Origin of the sequence: Paractinoplanes rishiriensis (assembly GCF_016862375.1) — a bacterium.
Lineage (GTDB): Bacteria > Actinomycetota > Actinomycetes > Mycobacteriales > Micromonosporaceae > Actinoplanes > Actinoplanes rishiriensis.
In genome coordinates this window covers 15,539-38,171 of the sequence record NZ_BOMV01000078.1, presented here as the reverse complement: position 1 = coordinate 38,171, position 22,633 = coordinate 15,539, and the positions used below count along the sequence as shown (strand labels likewise).

At 71.1% G+C, this 22,633-nt stretch carries 19 protein-coding genes; 9 read left to right on the top strand and 10 right to left on the bottom strand.

What is annotated here, in order from left to right; genetic code table 11:
- Both Ari01nite_RS36950 and Ari01nite_RS36945 read left to right on the top strand, forming a co-directional pair.
- Positions 1-843, top strand: a complete 843-nt coding sequence (locus Ari01nite_RS36950) for a hypothetical protein (protein WP_239163328.1) — start codon at positions 1-3, stop codon at positions 841-843.
- 228 nt (positions 844-1,071) lie between these two features.
- Complete coding sequence (locus tag Ari01nite_RS36945; RefSeq protein ID WP_203787178.1) at positions 1,072-3,000, top strand: putative bifunctional diguanylate cyclase/phosphodiesterase; 1,929 nt, start codon at positions 1,072-1,074, stop codon at positions 2,998-3,000.
- A gap of 57 nt (positions 3,001-3,057) precedes the next feature.
- On the opposite strand, the gene Ari01nite_RS36940 is transcribed toward Ari01nite_RS36945, so the two are convergent.
- The 4 genes from Ari01nite_RS36940 to Ari01nite_RS36925 form a co-directional block, all read right to left on the bottom strand.
- Entirely contained in the window at positions 3,058-4,878 is a 1,821-nt protein-coding gene (locus Ari01nite_RS36940; RefSeq protein ID WP_239163327.1) for a right-handed parallel beta-helix repeat-containing protein, read from the bottom strand.
- A 100-nt stretch (positions 4,879-4,978) separates the two neighbouring features.
- Positions 4,979-6,313 (bottom strand): hypothetical protein, encoded by a 1,335-nt coding sequence (locus Ari01nite_RS36935; RefSeq protein ID WP_203787176.1) that lies wholly within the window; start codon positions 6,311-6,313, stop codon positions 4,979-4,981.
- A gap of 41 nt (positions 6,314-6,354) precedes the next feature.
- Positions 6,355-7,632 (bottom strand): TolB-like translocation protein, encoded by a 1,278-nt coding sequence (locus tag Ari01nite_RS36930; RefSeq protein ID WP_203787174.1) that lies wholly within the window; start codon positions 7,630-7,632, stop codon positions 6,355-6,357.
- 178 nt (positions 7,633-7,810) lie between these two features.
- Complete coding sequence (locus Ari01nite_RS36925; protein ID WP_203787172.1) at positions 7,811-8,866, bottom strand: pectinesterase family protein; 1,056 nt, start codon at positions 8,864-8,866, stop codon at positions 7,811-7,813.
- 219 nt (positions 8,867-9,085) lie between these two features.
- Between Ari01nite_RS36925 and Ari01nite_RS36920 the strand changes: the two genes are divergently transcribed.
- Complete coding sequence (locus tag Ari01nite_RS36920; RefSeq protein ID WP_203787170.1) at positions 9,086-10,006, top strand: ABC transporter ATP-binding protein; 921 nt, start codon at positions 9,086-9,088, stop codon at positions 10,004-10,006.
- The gene (locus Ari01nite_RS36915) at positions 10,003-10,791 is read left to right on the top strand and encodes an ABC transporter permease subunit (protein WP_203787168.1); all 789 of its coding nucleotides are present in this window, start codon (positions 10,003-10,005) and stop codon (positions 10,789-10,791) included. Before Ari01nite_RS36920 ends, Ari01nite_RS36915 begins: the two co-directional genes overlap by 4 nt.
- 47 nt (positions 10,792-10,838) lie before the next feature.
- Here the strand turns inward: Ari01nite_RS36915 and Ari01nite_RS36910 are convergent, their stop codons facing one another.
- Complete coding sequence (locus Ari01nite_RS36910; RefSeq protein ID WP_203787166.1) at positions 10,839-11,504, bottom strand: response regulator; 666 nt, start codon at positions 11,502-11,504, stop codon at positions 10,839-10,841.
- A complete protein-coding gene (locus Ari01nite_RS36905) occupies positions 11,504-13,102 on the bottom strand; it encodes a sensor histidine kinase (RefSeq protein WP_203787164.1) in 1,599 nt (532 codons plus the stop codon). Before Ari01nite_RS36905 ends, Ari01nite_RS36910 begins: the two co-directional genes overlap by 1 nt.
- Positions 13,103-13,279: 177 nt before the next feature.
- Between Ari01nite_RS36905 and Ari01nite_RS36900 the strand changes: the two genes are divergently transcribed.
- The 3 genes from Ari01nite_RS36900 (at position 13,280) to Ari01nite_RS36890 (ending at position 15,154) form a co-directional block, all read left to right on the top strand.
- The gene (locus Ari01nite_RS36900) at positions 13,280-13,933 is read left to right on the top strand and encodes a DedA family protein (protein WP_203787162.1); all 654 of its coding nucleotides are present in this window, start codon (positions 13,280-13,282) and stop codon (positions 13,931-13,933) included.
- Positions 13,934-14,015: 82 nt separating this feature from the next.
- Positions 14,016-14,852 (top strand): hypothetical protein, encoded by an 837-nt coding sequence (locus tag Ari01nite_RS36895; protein ID WP_203787160.1) that lies wholly within the window; start codon positions 14,016-14,018, stop codon positions 14,850-14,852.
- 8 nt (positions 14,853-14,860) lie between these two features.
- The gene (locus Ari01nite_RS36890) at positions 14,861-15,154 is read left to right on the top strand and encodes a TM2 domain-containing protein (RefSeq protein ID WP_203787158.1); all 294 of its coding nucleotides are present in this window, start codon (positions 14,861-14,863) and stop codon (positions 15,152-15,154) included.
- On the opposite strand, the gene Ari01nite_RS36885 is transcribed toward Ari01nite_RS36890, so the two are convergent.
- From Ari01nite_RS36885 to Ari01nite_RS36870, 4 genes are read right to left on the bottom strand one after another with little or no spacing between them, the layout of a single operon-like run.
- A complete protein-coding gene (locus Ari01nite_RS36885) occupies positions 15,133-16,245 on the bottom strand; it encodes a Gfo/Idh/MocA family protein (protein WP_203787156.1) in 1,113 nt (370 codons plus the stop codon). The two genes, Ari01nite_RS36890 and Ari01nite_RS36885, sit on opposite strands and share 22 nt — an antisense overlap.
- A 10-nt stretch (positions 16,246-16,255) precedes the next feature.
- Positions 16,256-17,362 carry an alanine racemase gene (locus Ari01nite_RS36880; RefSeq protein WP_203787154.1) on the bottom strand — a complete coding sequence of 369 codons (1,107 nt, stop codon included), beginning with the start codon at positions 17,360-17,362 and terminating at the stop codon, positions 16,256-16,258.
- Entirely contained in the window at positions 17,355-18,911 is a 1,557-nt protein-coding gene (locus Ari01nite_RS36875) for an N-acyl-D-amino-acid deacylase family protein (RefSeq protein WP_203787152.1), read from the bottom strand. The genes Ari01nite_RS36880 and Ari01nite_RS36875 overlap by 8 nt, the downstream gene beginning before the upstream one ends.
- A gap of 18 nt (positions 18,912-18,929) precedes the next feature.
- On the bottom strand, positions 18,930-19,694 hold the full coding sequence (locus Ari01nite_RS36870) for an IclR family transcriptional regulator (protein WP_203787150.1): 765 nt from the start codon (positions 19,692-19,694) through the stop codon (positions 18,930-18,932).
- 146 nt (positions 19,695-19,840) lie between these two features.
- Here Ari01nite_RS36870 and Ari01nite_RS36865 point away from each other — a divergent pair, with 146 nt between their 5' ends.
- On the top strand, positions 19,841-21,331 hold the full coding sequence (locus Ari01nite_RS36865; RefSeq protein ID WP_203787148.1) for a M81 family metallopeptidase: 1,491 nt from the start codon (positions 19,841-19,843) through the stop codon (positions 21,329-21,331).
- Between the two features lie 81 nt (positions 21,332-21,412).
- Positions 21,413-22,621 (top strand): sugar ABC transporter substrate-binding protein, encoded by a 1,209-nt coding sequence (locus Ari01nite_RS36860; protein ID WP_203787146.1) that lies wholly within the window; start codon positions 21,413-21,415, stop codon positions 22,619-22,621.
- Positions 22,622-22,633: the final 12 nt, after the last annotated feature.

The following is a 22,633-nucleotide window of genomic DNA, read 5'->3' as shown; positions in this document are numbered from 1 at the left end:
GTGAGGACCCGACGAACGGTGCGGACCCTCCTGGCCGCCCTGGTCGCCGCGCTCGCGGCGATCACGATGACTCCGATGGCGGCGCAGGCAGCGCCGGCCACCTGGAGCCCGCCCTCCAACCTGGTGACTCCCCTCAACCAGGTCTGGCAGCACCAGGAGCAGACGTACAACGGCGGCAACCTGTACGGGTTCCGCAACTACGGTTGGGACCAGGTCATGGCCAACCGGGGTTACATCAATTACTGCGTACGCTGGGACTCCTCGGCGAACGTGACGGCCGCGCAGCGGGACCAGATCCACGCCAAGGTCGCCGAGCAGTACAAGAAGTGGATGGACGAGCTGGTCGGGCACAACGCCTGGCCGTACACCGACGTGCCGATCCGGGTCGTCGGCTGGGCCGTGCGCAACCGTTCCCAGCTCCAGTGGACCGACACGTCGGTCGACATCTACGTCAACGACATCCGGGAGAACGCGCCGCAGTGCTCGGCACCGTGCGGCCGCTTCTTCAACCAGAACGGGCAGTACCCGAACTGCCCGGGCGGCGTGGCCCGGCACTACGACCAGTCGCTGTGGCTGACCGACGGCTTCGGCGGCGGTGCCGGCGGCGACTGGGGTCAGCGCATGGGCCGCGAGTACTTCATGAACAGCCTGGGCACGGCCAACATGACAATCCTGCTACATGAAATCGGGCACACCTGGGGTCTGGACGACTTCTACGACTGGACCCCGAGCGGTGTCAGCAACTTCATCATGAAGGCCGGCAGTTCCCAGTCGATCACGGAGTTCGACGCCTGGATGTTCCGCGACTGGTGGCGTCACCTGAAGAGCCGCTACGGCTACTGATCCGGACTGCCACACCTGAAAGTGAGTCATCGTGCGGCCCAGGCCGCCGGCCAGATCCGCCAGTTCCCTGGCGGCGCCGGCGGTCTGGGCCGCACCTGCTTCCGGAATCAGCCTTAGCCCGCGTCGGCGTGCTACCGATTCGCAACTTTGTCCCGGCGCATCTGGCGCCCGCCCTGCCGATGGTGAGGGTGCGAGACGGTTGTGCGGATCCGGCAGCGGAGGGCGACGATGGTTCCAACACGGCGGCAGGCCCGCCCCGAGCGGACCCGGCACTGGGTGACCGCGGGGCTGGCGGGCACGCTGGTCGTCCTGTCCGGGTACGGGCTGGCGGCGAGCTGGCATCAGAACCTGCTGGTCCGGGACGTCAGCGTGGCCGGTGGGCACGTGGCCGCGTACCAGCAGGCCGCGTACCGGTCGGCCTGGGAGATGGCGCTGATCCGGGCCACCATCAACGACCCGGACGGGCCGGAACGCCAGCAGGTCCTGGCGGCCGACCAGCAGACGTACGCGGCCACCCTGCACATCGCCGCGATCGACCGGGCGAACGCCCGCGAGGCCGGCGCGCTCGCGTCCCGCCAGCTCAACCTGCGCCCGCAGATCAACTGGTACCTCACCCAGCTGGACCGCGGCGAGGTGACCGGCGCCCGCAACACGCTCAAGACCGTCATCGAGCCCGCGTACGCGCGGATCATGGACCGCCTGCTGGACAAGCAGAACCAGCACCTGGCCAGCTACATCCAGCACCAGGCGTCGGCCGAGCGGGACTCCCGGCGGCTGGCCTGGGGCAGCCTGGTCACGTTCGTGCTGAGCCTTCTGGTGTTGGTGTGGTTCGCACGGTCCACGCGCACCCACCGCCGCCAGGTCGAATTGCTGGCCACCACGGACGCGCTGACCGGCCTGCCGAACCGGGCCGCGTTCACCTCGCACACCCAGCACGCGCTGGACACCGCCGACGAGGCCGGCCTGCCCACCGTGCTGACCGTGAACATCGACGGCTTCCGCGAGGTCAACGACCAGCTCGGCCCGCGCATCGGCGACCACCTGCTGATCGAGGCCGGCCGCCGGCTCGCGTCCTCGGTCCGCGAGGCCGACCTGGTGGCCCGGCTCGGCGGCGACGAGTTCGCGGTGCTGCTGCGCCCGGGCGCCACGGACGACGGGGACACCGTCGCGGTCCGGCTGCGCGAGGCGTTCGACCAGCCGTTCCTGCTCGACGACATCACCGTCGACCTGGAGATCAGCATCGGCGCCGCGACCGCCGGACCGGACACCGAGGTGGCCGCCCTGCTGCGCAACGCCGACATCGCCATGCACGACGCGAAGCAGCAGCACGACGGGTTCCGCCGGTTCACCGTGGACCACAACCTGGACCCGGCGGCCCGGCTCACCCAGCTCGGCGACCTGCGCCGCGGCCTGGACGACCCGGACCAGTTCACCCTGCACTACCAGCCCAAGATCGCGGTCGGCACCGGCGAACTGACCGGCGTCGAGGCGCTGGCCCGCTGGCAGCACCCGACCAAGGGCATGGTCCCGCCGAACGAGTTCATCCCGGTGCTGGAGACGACCAGCCTGATCCACCGGTTCACCGACCGGGTGCTGGCGCTCGCGCTGCAGCAGGCCCGGCGCTGGCTGGACGCCGGGCACCGGGTGCCGGTGGCGGTCAACGTCTCCACCCGCAGCCTGCTCGACCTGAGCTTCCCGGACCGGCTGGCCGAGGCGCTGGAGTCCGCCGGGGTGCCGGGGGAACTGCTCTGCATCGAGGTCACCGAGCACAGCGTGATGAGCGACCCGACCACCGCGATCGAGGCGCTGCGCCGGATCCGGGCGTTCGGCGTGAAGACGTCGATCGACGACTACGGCACCGGGTACTCCTCGATGAGCTACCTCAAGCTGCTGCCGGTGGACGAACTGAAGATCGACCGGTCGTTCGTGGCCGACATGGTCGCCGATCCGAGCAGTCACGCCCTGGTCGCGTCCACCATCGCGCTCGGGCACAACCTCGGCCTCGCGGTCGTGGCCGAGGGCGTCGAGGACCCCACCACGGTGGCCGCGCTCGCGGCGCTGGCCTGCAACACCGCGCAGGGTTACCACTTCGCCCGGCCGCTGCCGGCCGACGACCTGACCGAGCGGTACCGGCTGGCCGGACAGCTCACCGGATAGACGGGCGGGCCGGCAGCTCCCCGCTACCGGCCCGCCCCTGCCCCTACGGTGGCTGGGTTACGGCGTCACCGGGCTTCCGCCGAACGTGACGACCAGGCGGCCGTCCGCGGCGAAGGACCACCCGAAGGCGCCGGAGAGGGTGGCGCACCGGGAACCGTTCGAGCCCGACCAGAACTGGTTCGAGCTGTCCGAGTTGCCGATGATCCGGTCGTTGGTGCCGCTGCCGGACCGGCACGACGTGTTGTTGCGGAACACCGAGGTGCCGCCGTCGAAGTTGAAGTTCCGCTCGGCGTTGTCGACGCTCACGTTGTTCGAGATCGTCATGGTGCCCGGGTTGCTGTTGAAGGTGAACCCGTGCTTGCCGTTCCGGTACGCGAAGCTGCGCCGGACGATGTGGTTCACGCCGATGTCCTCGCCGCCCAGCTTGTAGCCGTTGCGGTCGCCCGCGCCGGCCTGGCTGCCGTCGGAGAGGGTGCCGTTGTTGTAGGCCAGCGAGTCCTCGATGGTGACCACGCCGATCGGGCCGGTGTCGGACTTGGTGTAGAGGTCCCAGCCGTCGTCGATGTTGTGGTGCGCGACGGTGTAGCGGAACACGTTGCCCGGTCCGGAGGTGAGCTTGGCCGCGAAGCCGTCGGCGTCCTCGCCGTCCGAGTCGGCGTTGTCGTGCGACTCCGAGGTGAGGATCAGGTTGTTGGCGGGCCAGTTGCTGTTCGGGGTGTCCGAGGCGATCCGGGAGATCTGCAGGCCGCTGTCCCGGTTGAAGCGGGTGACCGTCCGCTCGACGATGTTGTTGCTGCCGCCGATGAAGATGCCGTTGTCGCCGGCCCGCTCCACGATCAACCCGTACACGTGCCAGAAGTTGGCGTTGATCGCCAGACCGCGAGCCGCCGGGTCCTCGGCCTGGGCCGAGAAGTTCAAAATCGGTTTCTCATTGGGGTACGCGGAAAGCTTCTTGCGGGCGCTCGAGGTGCCGTCGTTGCCCGGCGCGATGGTGACCGTCTGCGCGAAGGAGTAGGTGCCGCCGCGCAGGAAGATCGTGCCGCCGGCCGCGATCCGGGTGATGGCCGAGGTCAGCGTGGTGGGGGCCGCCTCGGTGCCGGCCGCGCTGGCACTGCCGTTCGGGGCGACGTAGAGGGCGCCGCTGGTCGGCGGGGTGGTCGGCGGGGTCGTCGGGCCCGTCGTGGGCTCCGTGGTCGGCGGGGTGGTCGGCGGGGTGGTCGGCGGGGTGGTCGGCGGGGTGGTGGGGGTGCTGCCGCTGCCGGTGGTCACGGTCACATCATCAAAACCCGCTGCGGCGTACGAGGTCTGCACGCCGATCCGGCCGGTGGCGCTCACCGAACTGGTGGTCGAACCCACCGAGGTGCCGTCGACGGTGCCGCTGATGCTGGCGCCGGCCACGGTCAGGCTCAGGGTGTACCAGGTGCCGGTCGCGATGGTGCGGGACGCGGTGCCGAGCACGGTGACCTTGCCGCTCGCGACGGCCTGCAGCTGGGCCTGGTCGCCCTGCAGCGCGAGCCGGTAGAAGGTGGTCGAGCCCTTGGCGCGGGCCAGCAGGCCGGCGAATCCACCGGAGCCGAACGAGATCGGCTTGACCCGAGCGGTGACGGTGTAGTCCGTCCACGCGGCGTCGCCCGCGAAGTTCCGGGCGTTCTCGCTGCCCGCGTTCGTCTGCCGGAGCGTCTGCGAGCCGTCGGCGGTGACCGTCCAGGAGCCGCCCGACTTCGACCAGCCGCTGCTGCCAGACTCGAAGTCGGCGGTGAACACGGTCGCCGCCTCGGCGCCGGTCATGGTGACGGCGAAGGCGGCCGTCACAGCGGTGACCAGTGCGCCGACACCGGCCAGCCGGCGCAACCGGCGGGCGCGGGGAGTGGGTGCCATGGAACTTCTCCTGTCGCGTGTGGTGGACACCTGTAGTGGTCCGGTCCGGCGAAAAGGTTGCCGGGCGACAGGAAAAAGATCAATGCTCAGGTGCCGGTGCTCAGTTGCCGAAGCGGATCCGGTCCTCGGCGCCGTCCTCGCGGATCACCAGGAGTTCGCCGCCGTCGGCGTCGCTGCGGAGTTCTTTGACGCCGACGCCCGCGAAGGAGGTGGGCGGGGCGGTAAGTTCGCCGGCGCAGTTCAGGCGACCCAGGTAGATCTTGCCGTCGCCGCCGGGCCAGGCGATCCAGAAGCCGCTGCCGTCGGGGACGGGGGCGATCAGCCGGGTGTCCTCATCGCCGGCTCCCTGGTCGCCGTCGCGGTCCTCCCGGCCATCGCGGTCCTCCCGGCCATCGCGGTCCTCCCGGCCATCGCGGTCCTCCCGGTCCGCCCGGTCGTCCTGGCCTTCCCGTTCCTCGTGGCCTTGCTGGTCCTCGCCATTTCGGCCGTTCAGCTCGCCGCCCATATCCGATTTATCGGTAATTAGGGGGATCGTGTCGGCCGGGAGGGTGCAGGCGGGATCGGCCGGCGTCGTCGGGGCGGGCTCTGTGGGCGCGGGCTTTGTGGGTGCGGGTTCTGTGGGCGTGGGCGGGGTGGTGGGCTTTGTGGGTGCGGGTTCTGTGGGCGTGGGCGGGGTGGTGGGCGGCGTTGTGGCCGGCGGCCTTGAGGTGGGGGGCGCCGTGGTGGGGGTGATCGTGATTCGCGGGGTGAGGGTCGGGGTGGTGGGGGCCGGGGTCGGTGGCTCGCTCGGCTCCGACGGCTCCGACGGCTTGGTCGGCTTCGACGGCTCCGCCGTTTCGGACGGCTTGGTCGGCTCGGGACTCGGCTTCGTGGTGGTCGGCTTCGCCGAGGGTGTGGCGGTGGGCGTGGCGGTGGGCGACGGCTTCGGTTTGGTGGTTCGCGTCGGGGGCGGCGTCCGCGCGGGGCCGCATTCCTCGAACGCGTCCAGGCAGATGTCGCCGGCGTCGCCGGGGATGGCGTATCGGTCGTACACGGCATTGAGCATGGAGAATTGCAGGTCCGCAGCGTCCGTGCAGGCCTCGACCAGCCGCGACTCTTCCTCGCTCGTGATGCCCAGGCATCCGCCGGCCAGCAGGCCGAGGGTGTGCGCGACGTCCGAGGTCACGGTCTCCTCGACATCGGTCTCCACCGGTGCGGCCTCGGGCGCCGGCGGCTTCGCTGGGGACACCAGGATCTCTTCAGCCGCAGCGTTCAGGGCGAGGGCGCCGGTGCCGCCCATCGTCACCACCACAACGAAAGCACCGAGCAACCATCGTCGCGATGCAGCTGACTTAGACACGGGACGTCTCCACGGGCGGATGAACTGGCCCGCCAATAATCCAGATGCGTCAATGGCTTCGCGCGTGTCGTAAGGCAGAAATAAGACGTGCTTCACCGACCCAACAGCGGCCGATGAAGCACGTTACCGTACGGAGATCAGTAGAGCTGAGTGACGAAGATGTCCATCTCGTCGTTCGTGTCGCCGTCGACAAGGCCGTTGCCGAAGGATTCGTACGCGACGAACCGGCCGCCGGACGAGACCGCCGAGGTCCAGCCGCCGCCGCTGCCCGCACCCTCGGCCGGCAGCGACACCACGGTGTTGGTGCCGTTCACCCGGTCGTAGAGGTAGGTGTGGATGTCCCATTCGGGCAGCGCTTCGCCGGTGAGGTTCTGCGACAGCGAGAAGTAGGACACGTACCGGCCGTCCGGGCTCACGTCCGGGTCGTACGAGGCGCCGTCACCGGTCGCGCCGTCCGGCGTGGACGAGGCCGCCACGGTCCGGCCGGTGACCCGGTCGTGCAGGAAGACGTCGGTTTCACCGTTCTCGTCGCCGGCCACCAGGTTGGTGGCTGCCGAGGTGAACGCGATGTACCGGCCGTTGTCGCTGATGCTCTGCGGATACGATCCGACCGAGGCCGGCGTGCCGTCACTGGCCTTGGACACCAGGGTGACCGTGCCGGTGGTGCGGTCCAGCAGGTACGAGTTGTTGCCCGAGGCCACCGTGTCCTTGGTGAGGTTGGTGGAACTCGAGGTGAACGTGATCCACCGGCCGTTGCTGCTCATCACCGGCGAGGAGTTTTCGCCGTCGCCGCCGTCGACCAGCAGGGTGACCGCCTTGGTGGTGCGGTCCCACAGGTAGAGGTCGCTGAAGAGGTCGGTGTCCTCGGGCAGCAGTGCGGACCGCGTCGAGTACGCGACGTACCGGCCGGTGCCGCTGATGTCCGGGAACGTGGCCTCGTACAGACCGCCCGGCAGCCGCGTGGTGGAGGCTGTCTGCCGGTCGTACACGAAAATGTCGTCGACCCCGTTGGTGTCGTCCGGCGCCAGGTTGGAGGCGGCCGACCAGTAGGCGACGAACCGTCCGTTGTCGCTGATCCGCCCGTTGTAAGCGGCGCCGTTGGACTGTGCCCCGTTGAGCCCACGGGTGACCAGGTCGAGTTCGCCGGTGGCGGCGTCCCGGACGAACAGGTCGCGAACCCCGTTGGTGTCGCCGGGAATCAGGTTGGTGGCGTTGGAGCCGAAGAGCACATACCGGCCGTCGGGCGTGATGGCCGGGTCGGTCGAGTTGGAGTCGGGCTCGGCGCCGTCCGCCGCCTGGGAAACCCGAACGGTGGAAACGGCAGGTGCGGCATGCCCGGCCACGGCCGGCGCGAGCGCCAGCACCGTACCGGCCCCGATTGCCACCGCGCGGCGCGCGGGCAGCATGAACTGCATGAAAAATTCCTCCCCGTTAAAAACATGCGCCGATGTCGATATCCACCGGGCAGCCAGACCCTAACGTGTCGGGCTCCGCCGCGTGGGTCGTTTTGCCGTGGCGAAGTTCACCGAAGATCCGGCAGCGGCACCGCAACCTTTGATGCCCCTGGTATGCCCGTCCGCAGCGCCGGGGTGGTCAGCGGATCGGGTTCCAGCCGTCGGTGCCGGCCAGGTAGGCAGTGGGCACGTACTGGGCGGCGGTCGCGGCTGTCATCTGCGGACGGTTGGCGTTGACCGCGGCGCCGGCTCCGGTGCTGCTGTACTCGGTGAACCGGGCGTCTTTCCATGAAAAGCCGGACATGTCCGTCCACGGGTCGTCGCGGATGTGGGCGCCCATGGTCACGCCGCGGTAGAGCACCTGGCCGCGGGCGTTCACGTCGCCGCTCGGGTGCCACGGGCGGCCCAGGTAGACGGTCTTCGCGGGGGCGTTGCTGGTCAGCGTGGTGCCCCAGAACAGGTAGCCGAACTTGTTGTTGATGTCGGTGGCGGCGGCGGTGAGGTAGCCGTTGTTGGACGACGAGCCGCGGGTCAGCGAGTGCACGGTGCCGTTCTGGAAGACCATGGTGCCGCGGCCGAAGATGAAGTCGACGTCGCCCTCCACGTACGAGTTCCGCACGTAGAGCCGGCGGACGGCGCTGGCGCTGGGGGCGTTGACCAGCAGCGTGTCCTGGTTGCCGAGGATGCGGACGTTGTCGAACTCGACCCGGTCGCCCGAGGTGTTGACGGCCACGGCCTGTTCGCCGCTCAGCTCGACGGCGGCCTCGTTGAAGTCGTTCGACATGGTCAGGTTGCGGACCGTGGTGTCGTTGGCCTGGATGAAGACCGACGCGCTGCCGGATGTGCCGTAGGTGCCGCCGCTCGGGTTGGTCATGCCGGCCGCGTGCCCCTCGACGAGCACCGTCTGGTTGGCGGCGGAGCCGGTGCCGATCAGGGAGACGTACGGCTTGTTGGCGGGGACGGTGACCACGCCGCGGTAGGTGCCGGGTTTGATGTTGACGGTGACCGCGGCGGTGTTGTTCGCCGGGACCGAGTTGATCGCGGCCTGGACGGTGGTGAAGTTGCCGCTGCCGTCGGCCGCCACCGTGATGGTGGTGGCCGCTGAGGCACCCGGCGCAAGCAGGACGGTGGCGGTCAGGGCGCCGGCGAGGGCGACGCCGGACAGCGGGACGATCCTGCCGCGTGGTGCACGCATGAGAGCTCCAATCGATGAGCGTCAGCCGTGGGTAAGCGCTTGCCCAGGCGTCTCGATGCTAAGGGACGCATCGACGTTCATCGGTTTATTCCTAAGCGAAAGTTAAGGGGAGTACTGCCGAAAGTCAGGGGTGCGGAGTCCACCTTCGCCAGTGGGGAGCGACCCCGGGCGGGCCCTACCTTCAGCGGGACACGAGGGACCGAACGGGGGGAGATATCGATGATCACGATACGAGGATTGTCCAAGCGCTACGGAGACAAGGCCGCCGTCAGCGACCTGTCGGTGGAGATCAAGCCCGGCCGGGTCACCGGGTTCCTGGGCCCGAACGGGTCCGGCAAGTCGACGACCATCCGGTGCGTTCTCGGGCTGGACCGGCCCACCTCCGGCGAGGCGCTGGTGTTCGGCCGGCCGTACCGCGACCTGGCGCACCCGCTGCGCCGGGTGGGCGCGCTCCTGGACGCCCGGGGCGTGCACCCGGGCCGCAGCGCGTACCGGCACCTGCTGGCCGGGGCCCGCACGCACGGCCTCCCGAAGCGGCGGGTCGACGAGGTGCTTTCCATCGTCGGGCTCACCGACGTGGCCGGGCGGCGGGCCGGCGGGTTCTCGCTCGGCATGGGCCAGCGGCTCGGCATCGCCGGCGCGCTGCTCGGCGACCCGGAGGTGCTGATCTTCGACGAGCCGGTCAACGGCCTCGACCCGGACGGCGTGCGCTGGGTGCGCGACCTGATGCGTTCGCTCGCCGCCGAGGGACGCACCATCCTCATTTCCAGCCACCTGATGAGCGAGATGCAGCTGACCGCGGACCACCTGGTGGTGATCGGCCGGGGCCGGCTCATCGCGGACGCACCGATCGGCGAGCTCATCGCGCGCAGCTCGGTGCAGGCGGTGGTCGTACGGGTACCCGACCCCGCCGCCCGGGACGTGCTGCACACCAGGTTGGCCGGTGACCGGCTGGAGATCCGCCCGACCGGCGACGACAGCCTGCTGGTGCGCGGGGCAACCGCCGCCCACGTCGGTGACCGCATTCACGAGTTGGGCGTACGCGTACACGAATTGCGGTTGATGGAGGCCTCGCTGGAGCAGGCCTACATGGAGCTGACCGCCGGCAGCGTCGAGTACGGATCGGCGGTGCCGCGATGACCGCCACCAGCCTGCCGCCCGCCCGGGCCGGCCTGCGCGGCGCCGTGGCCGCCGAGTGGACCAAGCTGGCGGTGCGCTCGACCTGGGCGTGCCTGGCCTCGGCCATCGTGATCATGGCGGTCTACTGCGCCTACTACGGCACGATCGTGCTGATCCAGAACGAGGAGAACGCGGCCGACGCCCAGCCGATCGGCAACGCGCCGCAGTCGGCCGTCCTGGTCGTTCAGTTCGTGGCGATCGTCTGGGCCATGCAGAGCGTCACCAGCGAGTACTCCACCGGCAGCATCCGCACCACCCTGCAGTGGGTGCCCGACCGGTTCACCCTGTTGCTGGCCAAGGTGCTGGTGGCGGCCGCGACCACGTTCGCGGTGGGCACCCTGCTGGGTGTGTTCGGCGCGCTGGTCGCCTGGCCGCTGTTCGGTGGCTACGGAATCGTCGAGGCCGGCGACGTCATCGTCGACGCGGTCCTGGTGGGCGCGAACCTGGCGCTGCTGAGCATCATGGCGATCGGTGCCGGTGCGGCCCTGCGCAAGGCGGCCGGCGCGCTGGCCATCGTGTTCGTCGCCCTGGTGGTGCTCCCGGTGCTGCTGCAGCCCACCGGCAACCCCGGCGCCGACGAGGTGCTGCGCGAGGTCAACCAGTACCTGCCGGGCTACGCCGGGATGAACTTCATGCGCGGCATCGACGAGTACTACCCGGCGTACGCCGGATTCTTCGTGGTTGCCGCGTGGTCGCTGGCCGCGCTGCTCATCGGCTACCGCCGGCTGCGCAGCCGGGACGCGTGACAACCTGACGGGGGGAGAAAGCCGCGGCCGGACCGGCCGCGGCTTTCTCATGCCTCGTCGACCAGGCCGGCCTCGTACGCGATGATCGCCGCCTGCACCCGGTTGCGGACGTTGAGCCGGGTCAGGATCGTGCTCATGTAGCTCTTGACCGTGCCCTCCACCAGGAACAGCTTCGCGGCGATCTCGGCGTTGGACAGGCCGGCGCCGACCAGCGCGAGCACCTGGCGTTCCCGCTCGGTGAGCTGGGCGGCCTGCTCGCGGGCGGCCAGGCCGCGGGACATCCGGTCGTTGCTGAGCGTGCTGATCACCCGGGCCGCCACGGCCGGCGACAGGAACGCGGCCCCGTCGGCCACCGCGTGCACGCCGGCCAGCAGTTCGCGCGGGTCGCCGGACTTGAGCAGGAAGCCGCTCGCCCCCTCGGCCAGCGCCCGGGCGATGTACTCGTCCTCGGAGAACGTGGTCAGCATGAGGACGCCGGTGCCCGGCACCGCGCTGCGGATCTCGGCGGCCGCGCCCAGCCCGTCCAGCCGGGGCATCCGGATGTCCAGCAGGACGACCTGCGGCCGGTGCCGGCGCACCAGCTCGACCGCGGCGCTGCCGTCGGCCGCCTCGCCGACCACGTCGATCGCCGGGTCCAGGGTGAGAATTCCCCGGATTCCGGCCCGGACCATCGCCTCGTCGTCAGCCAGCACGACGCGGATCGTCTCCGCCATCACTCTCCTCGGCCGTCGGGTGTCAGTACGTCGGTGGACACCACCCGGTTTCCGGCGAGGCAGACGCGGTAGACGTCGGCGTCGGCCAGCAGGTTGTGGGTGGACAGGTAGTAGTGGCAGCCGGCGCCGGGCGGGACCGGCCGGTCCCGGACATTGCCGGGCAGCTCGGTGAGCTCCTGCGCGGGCAGTAGCGGATCCGTCTCGGCCGCGGTCTGGCCGACCTCGATGCGGGCGAAGTCGGCCGGCGGCAGCACCGAGTTCAGCATCTGGAACAGGAAGCCGGCGACGGTCGCGGCCAGCACCACGCCGACCGCGACCGGCAGGCCCAGCACGACGATCGAACCGCGGCGGGCCCGGCGTGCCGCCCGGGTCTGCCGGGCGTCGGTCTCGGCGGCCGGTTCGGTGTGCGGCCGCGCGGCGGCGGCGTCGATCGGCGCGGGCCGGTTCGGGAGGGTGGCGGCGACCCGGAAGCCGCCGTCGTGCGGGCCGGCCGCCAGCGTCCCGCCCAGCAGCCGTACGCGTTCCCGCAGCCCGGCCAGGCCGTGCCCGCCGCCGGCCAGACCCGAGGGTGGGCCGGCCGGAGCCACCGCGCCGTTGACGACCGTGACCAGCACGTCGGCGGCCCGGTAGCCGACCTGGACGGTGATCTCCGCGCCCGGCGCGTGCTTGGTGGCGTTGGTGAGCGACTCCTGCACGATGCGGTACGCGGTGCGACCGGTGAGCGGTGCGACGTCCAGCGGCTCGCCGGTCCGGCGCAGCTCGACCAGCACCCCGGAGGCGGCGGCCCGCGCCACCAGGTCCTCGATGCTCGCGTTGACCGGCTCGACGGGCGCGCCGCCGTCCGCCCGCAGGACGCCGATGATCTCCTGGAGCCGCTTGGTGGCTTCCCCGGCCGCGACCCGCAGCTCGCCCGCGTCCGCCTGGCGCCCGGCGGGCAGGTCGGGGCCGAGTTCCAGGGCGGCGGCCCGCAGCGCGATGAGGCTCAGCTCGTGCCCCAGCGAGTCGTGCATGTCCTGGGCGATCCGGGAACGCTCCAGCAGCCGGGTGCGGTCGGCCACGACCGCCTGCTCGCGTTCGAGGTTGCGGGCCAGCTCCCAGCCGCCCAGCATGAGGTCGCGGCGCTGTCGCAGGTAACGGGCGGCGAGCCAGGGAAACGCGATCAGCACCGGGGTGACGGTGACGGTGTAGAACCACTGCCAGCGTTCCGCGCTGAAGCCGAGGGCGACCAGCGTGCCGGACACCGCGATGGCGGTCCACCACCAGAGCGCGCGGGGCGGCGAGGGCCGGCCACCGGCCAGGTACGCCAGGACCACCACGGCGAGCGTGAACCGGTCGATCGGACTCCACGGGTCGACGGCGCTGAGCAGCACCGCGACGCCCACGGCGGCCAGCGGCCGGCGGCGGTGCAGGGCGACCGCGGCGGCCATCGGCAGCATCGGCCCGACCAGCTCCCACCAGCGGAAATCGGCCGGGTCGACGGCAAGCGCGGTGAGCGTTGGCGGCGCCACCAACAGGCACCAGAGCAGGACGGCGGACGCCGCCGGCCAGCACCGGCGGACGATGTCGGGCCGCCCACCGCCCGGCTGCCACGGCCACATGACCGAGTGCTCCTCCCGCCGATCGCGGCCACCCTACCGGCGCGCGGCCCCTCGCTGACACCACCGAAAGTAAGGGCCGATTACTGCCGATCGTCGGCAGGCACGGCGTACCGCATTCCCTAGCGTTGATGCGGTACGGCCGACGAGGCAAGGGGTGGTGACCGCGGGGGGAGCACGATGGTCGACCAGTACGCGGCCCGCGAAGCCCCGGACGGCGGCATCGCCGGATGGGCGCTGGACCTGATGGACCGGATCGGGGGTCCCGGCGCCTGCCTCGCCAGCGTCCTGGAAAACCTCTTCCCGCCTCTGCCCAGCGAGGTCATCCTGCCGCTGACCGGGTTCGCGGCCAGCCGCGGCGACTTCAGCCTCCCCGCGGCGCTGTTCTGGACCACGCTCGGCTCGGTGATCGGCGCGCTGACGCTGTACTGGATCGGTGCCGCCGTCGGCATCCACCGGGTGCGGGCCATCGCCGAGCGGATGCCGCTGGTGAACCCGGAGAACATCGACCGCTGCCAGGCCTGGTTCGACCGGCACGGCAGCAAGGCGGTGTTCTTCGGCCGGATGATCCCCCTGCTGCGCAGCCTGATCTCGGTGCCGGCCGGGGTGGCCCGGATGCCGCTCGGCCGGTTCCTGCTGTACACCACGCTGGGCAGCCTGATCTGGAACAGCGTGTTCGTCTTCTCCGGGTACGCGCTCGGGGAGAACTGGGAGCGGATCGGCAACGCCGGTCTGGTCCCGATGGTCGTTGTTGTGGCCGTGCTGGTGGCCGCCGCGGTGTTCGTGGTGGTCCGCCTGCGGCGCCGGACCGGGCCCCGTGCCGCCCGTCGATGACCCGGTCCGGTCCGGGCGGTGAGCCGGCATCTGCCGGCTCACCGCCCTTGAACCCCGGGGTGGTCCGGTAAGTTCGGTCCGCATGAGGACGGTGAGCCGCCGGTTTGCGCTCTGGCGGGCGGATCTCGAGGGCGGGGTGTGCGCCGCCCCGGAGGAGTGCGTCGACGCGTTACGGGAGCGGGCGGCCGTGCCGGTCGTCCTGGAACACCCGCCGGCCCGGCTGCCCTTCGACAGCGCGCTGCACCAGGACGTCGAGTGGCAGTTCACCGGCGTGCCGTGGCCGCCCGGCCTGCACCCCGGGACGCTGGTCACGGTCAGCTGGCAGCCCGCCAGGGACGAGGTCGTGGTGCGTACCGCCCGGCTGGACGAGCCGGTCCAGGTGGACGGGGTTGCCTACTTCCACGAGTACGACCCCAGGGTGGTCACCCGCGAATTCGTCCCCGACGGCTCGAACCGCGGCCAGGTGCTGCACGCGGTCCGCAAGCGCGGCCGGGTCTTCGACGACGGCAGCGCGGTGCTGCCCGAGGCCGGCCTGGCCGCCCACTGCGGCCTGGGCCGCGGCGCGCGCGGGTCGTTCCTGCTGCGCAACGCGGTCGACCAGCTGATCCGCGAGGGCTTCCTGACCCGCGTGCCGGGCAGCGTGGACTCGTCCGGCTATCCCGCCTATCCCGCGGTGGACGGCCAGAAACCCGCGGAGATGCTCTTCTACGCCCCGCTGGTGGAGCCGGTCCCCGACCCGGACGACGAATCCCGCCCCGAGCATCTGGTGCACAGCTTCGTCCGCAAGCTGCCGCGGGGCGCGCACGCCTCGGAAAAGCAGGTGACGCTGCACCAGCAGGCCGTGGCGAGCGAGGAGATCGAAACGAGCTCCCTGGAACCGGGCTACACGTTCGTCAAACGCCACCACCGCGGCACCTGAGTCCGCCGATGAATCCCCTCCCGGAGTGGGAACGGTTTCGGGTGTTGCGCGCCGAGGCCGAGTTCGCCGCCGTCAAGAAGGACACGCGAGTGGCGTACGCCATCTGGGTTCTGCTGGGCATTTTCGGCGGTCACCGCTTCTACCTCGGCGATACCGGGCGCTCCATCGCGATGCTGTTCACGCTGGGTGGGCTGGGCGTCTGGACTCTTCTCGACGGGTTCTTCGTCGGCCGGCGGGTGCGCGCCGTCAACCGCTCTCGCCGGGCCGCCATCATGGCCCGCTACGGCATCCTGGATGCCTGACCGGGCAATGCGTCCAGGCCGGCCTGATCCCAGTCCTGATCCAGGCCGAGGCCGCTGAGGTCGGCGATGACGCCCCGGCGCTCGGCCTCGTAGAGGCGCCAGATCACCCGCAGGCCCTGCAGGCTGCCGGGGCCGTCGGTGAGCGGGGGCGCGCCCGAGTCGAGGCAGTCCACGAAATGGACCAGCTCGCCGCCCAGGTGCTTGGAGTTGGCCGGCACCTGCAGCAGAACCGAGGCGGTCGCCGGGTCGGGGGAGAGCCGGCCGGACAGCCCGCCGCGCGGGGCCTCGCCGTCGAAGCCGTGGTGCGCGTACAGCATTCCGTTGGTCAGGTCGCCCTCCAGCATGCCCTTCTCACAGTGCACGTGGATCGCGTACCCGTGCCTTGTCGCCCTGGCTCCCCAGGTGCCGAAGTGGTAACCCACCGCACCGCTCTCGAACTCGATGCTGGCGTTGCTGGTGCCCTCCCACTCCATCCAGGGCGTGCCCAGCCGGCTGCCCAGGTGCGTGCCGCGCACCGGCCGGCCCAGCATCCACAGCAGCAGGTCGACGTAGTGGCAGCCGTGGCTGAACAGCTGGCCGCCGCCGAGCCGGGCCGCCGAGCGGATCCAGTGGCCGGGCGGGTGCTCGGTGTGCTGCTCGGTGTAGATCGAGATCTGGAAGATCTCGCCGAGAGGTTTCTCGGCGACCAACTCGCGCAGGCGGGTCACGACCGGGTGAAATCGCATGGGGTACGCCGTCATCAGCGTCCGCTTGGCCTCGTCCGCCGCGTGGATCAGCTCGAGGCACTGCTGCTCGGTGATCGCCATCGGCTTCTCCATCAGCACGTGCTTGCCGGCCGCCAGGCAGCGCATGCCCATCTCGTGGTGCAGGTCGTGCGGGGTGACGATGAGGCAGGCGTCGGCCTCGTCCAGCAACTCCGTGTAGTCGGTGACCGCGCGCGGTGCACCCAGCGCGTCGGCCGCGGCCCGCGCGCGTTCGAGCACGACGTCGGCCGTGCCGATGATTTCGATACGGTCGCCGAGTTCGTCGAAGACCTGCCGATGGGCGTCTTCCATGTCGCCGCAACCGATGATCGCCAGACGGTGTGCCATGAGAACCTCCTCAGAAGTACGTGTGAACGAGGTCGCGCACCGTCCCGTCGGCGGCCACCACCGGGATGACCCGCCACTTGTCGAAGGTGGTGCACGGATGCGAGATGCCGAACCGGATGATGTCGCCGACCCGCAGGTCGCTGCCGGCCGGAATGGAGAGGTACGCGTGCTGATCGTTGAGCGCCGTCACCCGCGCGGCGGCCCGCGGCACCGGCAGGCCCGCGTCGGCCGACACGTCGCGGCGGCCCAGCCCGGCCAGCGCCAGGCCGGGTTCGGGCCGGGACAGCACCGGTGCCCAGACGTGCAGGGCGTCGCGCAGCCGCAGCGATCCGCGGCCGGCGGCGCCGAACGGGGACAGTTCGTCGTACGCGCCCACGTCGTGCGTGACGTAGCAGCCGCTCCGCAGCACCACCCGCCACGGACCGCCGCCGAGCACCGCGACCACCCGGTCGAAGTAGGCGCTGCCGCCGACCGTGACGATCGGGTCGTCGACCGGCAGTTGGGCGGCCAGCGCGGCCATCCGGTGCAGCAGGCCGTCGACCAGCTCAAGGTTGCCGGCCAGGGTCGGCGCCGCCACGATGCCCTCGAACGCCGCGACGCCGGCCAGCGTGGCCGGGCCGGCCTCGACCTCGGCCGCCAGGGCCAGCGCCGCCGCGTCGTCGCGCAGCCCGGTGCGCCCGCCCGGCAGTCCGAGCTCGACCAGCACCCGTGGCTTCAGCGGTTCGACGAGCCGTAGCGCTTCCGGCGAGTCGACCAGGCAGTACAACTCGACGTCGGGAAGATTGCGGAGCACCTGTAGCGAGCCGCGATCGACCACCTGGTTGGCCAGGATGATCCGCTCGACGCCGAAGGACGCCAGCACCGCGGCCTGCCACGCGGTTGCCGCCGTGATCGCCCAGGCGCCGTGGCCGAGCTGCCGCCGGACGATCTCCGGGCTCATCGTGGTCTTGCCGTGCGGCGCGAACAGCACCCCGTGCGACGCGCAGTAGCCGGCCATGGTCGTCAGGTTGTGCGAAAGCGCGTCCGCGTCGAGCGTCGCCACCGGCAGCGGAAAGTCGAAGATGTTCGCGCCGGCCGTCACCCCGCCGGCCGGGGTCCCCTTGAGCCACTCACCCACGCCGCAACACCTTCCCCGGCCGCGCCCCGGTCATCGATCCGTCCCGGGCCACGACGACACCGTCCACGATGGTCAGCGCAATCCCGTCGGGTGCCTGCCGGGGCGCCGCGAACGTGGCGCGGTCGGCCACTCGTACCGGATCAAATGCCACCAGGTCGGCCCGCGCACCCAGCCGGATCTCGCCGCGGTCGGCCAGGCCGAGCCGCCGGGCCGGCCCCAGCGTCATCTTGTGCACCGCTTCCGGCAGGGTGAGCAGCCCGGTGTCGCGCGCATACCGGCCGAGCACCCGCGGGAACGTCCCGAACGCCCGCGGATGCGGCAGCCCCGGCCCGTCGATCGGCAGCGCGCTGCCGTCCGAGCCGACCACCGACAGCGGGTGCGCCAGGAACGCGGTCATGTCCGCCTCGGTGCGGTAGTGCAGCACCACCTGGCAGGCCCCGCCGTGCGTGACGCACAGGTCGAGCAGCACGTCCTCGGGCGGTTTGCGCAGGTCCGCGGCGATCTGTGCGATCGACTGCCCGGTGAACGGCTCGCCCCAGGTCACCACGATCCGGTCCCAGTGCCACGGGATGCCGCCGAAGAAACCCTCGCGGATACCGGCCAGCACACGTTCCCGGCCGGCCGGGAACGCCACCGCCGCGCGCAGCCCGTCGCTGCCGCCGTCCTGGGCCCAGAGCGGGAGGTACTGGATGGCCGCCGACGACGAGGCGTCGTACGGATAAACATCGAACGCCACGTCCAGCCCGGCCGCGCGGGCGTCGTCGAAGCGGGCCAGCGCGTCGGCCGCCCGCCCCCAGAACGCCGGGTCGTTGAGCGCGAGGTGGGAGAACTGGAGCCGGCCGCCGGTGTCCCGGGCCGCGGAAATCGCCTCGTCGATGGCGTCCAACTCCTTGCCGGCCGCCGCCCGGGCGTGGGTGGCATACATGGCGTCGTGCCGGGCCACCACCTCGACCAGCGCGGTCACCTCGGCCGGGTCGCCGGACGAGGACGGCGAGTGGGTGAGGCCGGTGGACAGCCCGAACGCCCCGGCCGCCAGGGCCGCGTCGAGCAGCTCCCGCATCCGGGCCAGATCGCCGGCGGAGGCCGGCCCGTACGGGCCGGCCATCGCCGCGATCCGCAGCGCACCGTGCCCGACCAGCGGCGCCACGTTCAGTGCAGGATGCATCGATGCGGCGTAGCCGTTCAGATCGGACCAGGTGATCGCGGTGCGCGGGTCGCCCAGCCGGGCCAGGTGGTCGGCCAGATCGGCGCGCCGCTCCGGGTGCACCGGGAACGGCGAGTAGCCGCAGTTGCCGACCACCTGGGTGGTGACGCCCTGCAGCACCGCGCTCTCGCCGGCCGGATCGTGCAGCAGGCTGACGTCCGAGTGGGTGTGGATGTCGACGAAGCCGGGCGCCAGGACCAGGCCGTCGAGGTCTATGTCGCGGGCCGCCGGGCCGATGCTCCCCAACATGATTCGGCCGGCCCGGATGCCGACGTCGAGGCGGCGCGGCGGGCCGCCGGTGCCGTCCAGCACGGTGGCGCCGCGCAGGAGCAGGTCGAGGTCCAAGTCCGTGCTCCCTAAAGATCAGCCGAGCGCGTTGCCCAGCCTCTTGCAGGTGTCCACGAGGCGGGTTCCGACGAGGGCGAGCATCTCGTCGCTCATCCGCGGGGTGGGCGCCGAGACGCTGATCGCGGCGACCGGGCGGCCGGCACCGTCCAGGATCGGCGCGGCCACGCAGCGCGAGCCGACCTCGTTCTCCTCGTTGTCGATGGCGTAGCCCTGAGCCCGGTACCGGTCCAGCTCGGCCAGCAGCGCCTCGGCCGAGAGCACGGTGTTCGGCGTGCTGGCCGTCCAGTCCGCCTCGGCCAGCTGCTCGCGCACGACCGGCGGGGGCAGCGCGGCCAGCACGGCCTTGCCCAGCGCGGTGGTGTGCACCTTGTCGCGCAGCGCGATGTGCACGGTGGTGCGCAGCCGCTGGACGCTCTCGATCGCGTCCAGGTAGACCACCTGGCCGTGGGTGACCACGCCGAGGTTGACGGTCTCGCCGAACTCGTCGTGCAGCGCCTGCATGGCCGGCCGGCAGATGCGCACCAGGTCGGTGGAGTTGCGGGCGGCCCGGCTCAGGCCGAGCAGCGCGGGGCCCAGCGAATACTCCCGGCGCACCTCGTCGCGGACCACGTAGCCGCGCTGGTCGAGGGTCTTCAGGATCCGGTACGCGGCCGGCTTCGTGACGCCGGTGACCTGACAGAGGTGGGCCACCGAACAGGGTGCGTCGGTCGCCATCAGGTCGAGCAGATCGAGTGCCTTGACGAGGACTCCGACCTCGTCCGAGCGGCGTTCGTTGGCCACGGTAGCCGTGCTCCGTTCGGGAATCGGTAGGGATGTTGCCTGGATTCTAGGAACCTCCTGGCGCTTTAGACGATTGCCTAGTCCGCTTCGCGGAATTAGGTTCCGCTTAGCGTACAGCTTTTCGGAATCTTTACCAGGGGGCGCTCGTGCGGATCGGGCTCGGAGGCATCTGGCAGGAGACGAACACCTTCGCACCGCAGGTCACGACGTTGGAAGACTTCCGGCGATACCAGCTTTTCGAAGGCCCCGAGTTGGTCTCGGCACTGGCCGGCACCGGCACCGAACTGGGCGGCGCGATCGGGGCGGCGCGGTTCCACCGGGTCGAGCCGGTCGGGCTGCTGTTCGGCGCCGCGCTGCCGGCCGGCACCGTGGACCGCGCCGCGTTCGAGACCATGCTGGCGGCGGTCGTGGAGCGCGCCCGGCACGGCCCGGTGCTCGACGGGCTGGTGCTCTCGCTGCACGGCGCCATGGTGGTGGACGGCCATCCCGACCCGGAGGCCGAGATCGTCGCGGTGCTCCGGGACGCGCTCGGCTCGCTGCCGATCGGGGTGACCCTCGACTATCACGCGAACGCCGGCGAGCGGCTTGCCGGACTGGCCGACGTGCTCTGCGGCTATCGCAGCTATCCGCACACCGACATGGCCGAGCGCGGCGCCGAGGCGCTCGAGGCGGTGCTGCGGATGGTCCGGTCCGGCCGCCGGCCGCGGACCCACCTGGTCAAGCTCCCGCTGCTCACCGTCCCGCACGCCCAGGAGGACGCGGCCGAGCCGATGCGCTCGATCCTGGCGGCGGCCGAGGCGCTGCGCGCCGAGCCGGGGGTGTGGGCTGCCAGCGCGCTGCCGGGATTCGCGTACGCGGAGACCGACCGGCTCGGCTTCGCGGTGTACGTGGCGGCCGACTACCGGGCCGAGGAACTGGCCCGGGAACTGGCCGCCACGGTCTGGGAGCGCCGGGCCGAGTTCGCCGCCCCGCTGGTCGATCCGGACCAGGCCGCGGCCGCGGTGACCCAGGGCGCCGGTCCCGTGGTGCTCGTGGACGTGGCCGACAACGTGGGCGGCGGCTCGCCCGGCGACGGCACCGCGATGCTGCACGCCCTGGCCCGGCAGCGGGTGTCCGGCGCGGTCGCGGTGCTCTGGGACCCCGGCGCGGTGGACCGGATCTTCGGGGTGACCGGCGACGCCGTGGTGGTCCAGGCGGGCGGGCACAGCGACCCGGCGATGGGTCCGCCGTTCCTGGCCGAGGGCCGGGTCCGCCGCTACGACGGGGTCACCTACCTGCGCTCCGGCTCCTACATGCGCGGGCAGCGGGTGGACATGGGCCGGGTCGCGGTGGTGCAGGCCCCGATCGGCGAGATCGTGCTGACCGAGCGCCGGGTGGTCCCGTTCGACGACGACCACCTGGCCGCGGTCGAGGTCCGGCCGCGGCAGGCCCGGGCAATCGTCGCGAAGGGCGCGATCGCGTGGAAGGCGGCGTTCGGCCCGTACTGCGCGAGGTCGATCTATGTCCGCACGCCCGGTTACTGCCCGGCGGCCGTCGATCAGCTCCCCTACCGCGACCGCCCGACGCCGCTGTACCCGCTCGACCAGGACCCGGTGTGGGAAGCGGCCCTGGTCAAGAGCCTGCGCCCAACTGATTGACAGATCCTCGCCACATTCCTACCGTGGTCCGCATAGCAAAATCGGAGTCCGCAATGCGGACCCGATCTCAGAGGAGTCGACATGCCTGGTGACGACACAAACGCGTTTCGGGGGCAGATCAACCGGCGTAACCTTCTGCGATTCGGCGCGCTTGCGGGCGCGGGAACATTTCTTGGCGTACCCCTGCTGAGCGGCTGCTCGGTCGACGACGGCTCGGGCACCGGGTCGGGCTCGGACGCGGGGGCCAGCGCCAAGGTCATCGGTAACGGCATCACCGAGAAGAAAGAGCTGGCGCCGTTCGACTTCAACGCCCCGGCCGGCGAGAAGCCGAACATCCCCAAGCGGATCGCCTGGGCCAACACCTCCGACGCGGAGTTCTTCCTGCAGATCACCCGGGCCATCGAGGGTGCGGCCACGGCTCGCGGCCTGGAGTTCGTGACGGCGATCGCGAACGACGACTCGGCCAAGAACGTCGAGCAGATCGAGACGTTCCTGCAGCGCGGTATCGCCGCGCTGTGCATCCAGCCGCTGGACGCCAACGCGCAGGCGCCGCTGATGAAGCGGGCCATCGAGGCGGGCGCCGCGGTGCTCTCGCTGGTGACCCCGCCCAGCACCTCGCAGGTGGTGGCCGACCAGTACAAGGTGGGCAACGCCCAGGGGCTGGCCGCCGCGAAGTACATCACCGAGAAGATGGGCGGCAACGCGAACGTCGTCTACTTCAACACCGACACCATCGAGGTGCTCAAGGCCCGGCACCAGGGCGCGCTCGACGGCCTCAAGACGGCCGGCCCGGGCATGAAGATCGTCTCCGACATCCAGCCGTCGGCGATCACCCAGGACGGCGGGTTCAAGGCGATGAACACCATCCTGCAGAAGAACCCGGACGTGAACGTCGTGATCGGCGGCGACACGTACTGCCTCGGCGCGCTCTCCGCGCTGCAGGCGGCCGGCAAGGCCAAGCCGGACATGTACCTGTCCGGCATCGACGGCGACGAGCAGGCCCTCGCCGAGATCCGCAAGGGCGGTGCCTACAAGGCGAGCTTCGCCTTCGCCTACCCGCTGATGGGGTACGCGTGGGGCCAGTTCGCGGCCGACTGGATCGAGGGCAAGCCGATCCCGCAGGTCATGCAGTTCAACGCGATCGAGCTCAACTCGGCCGCGACCATCGACAAGTACCAGGCCGACATGAAGGCCGTCGCGGAGACCTGGAAGAACTCGGCCGAGTACTTCACCATGCTCGGCTCGATCCGCTACCAGGACCGCGAGCAGTTCATCAACTACGCCGCCTGAGCCTGCGGAGGG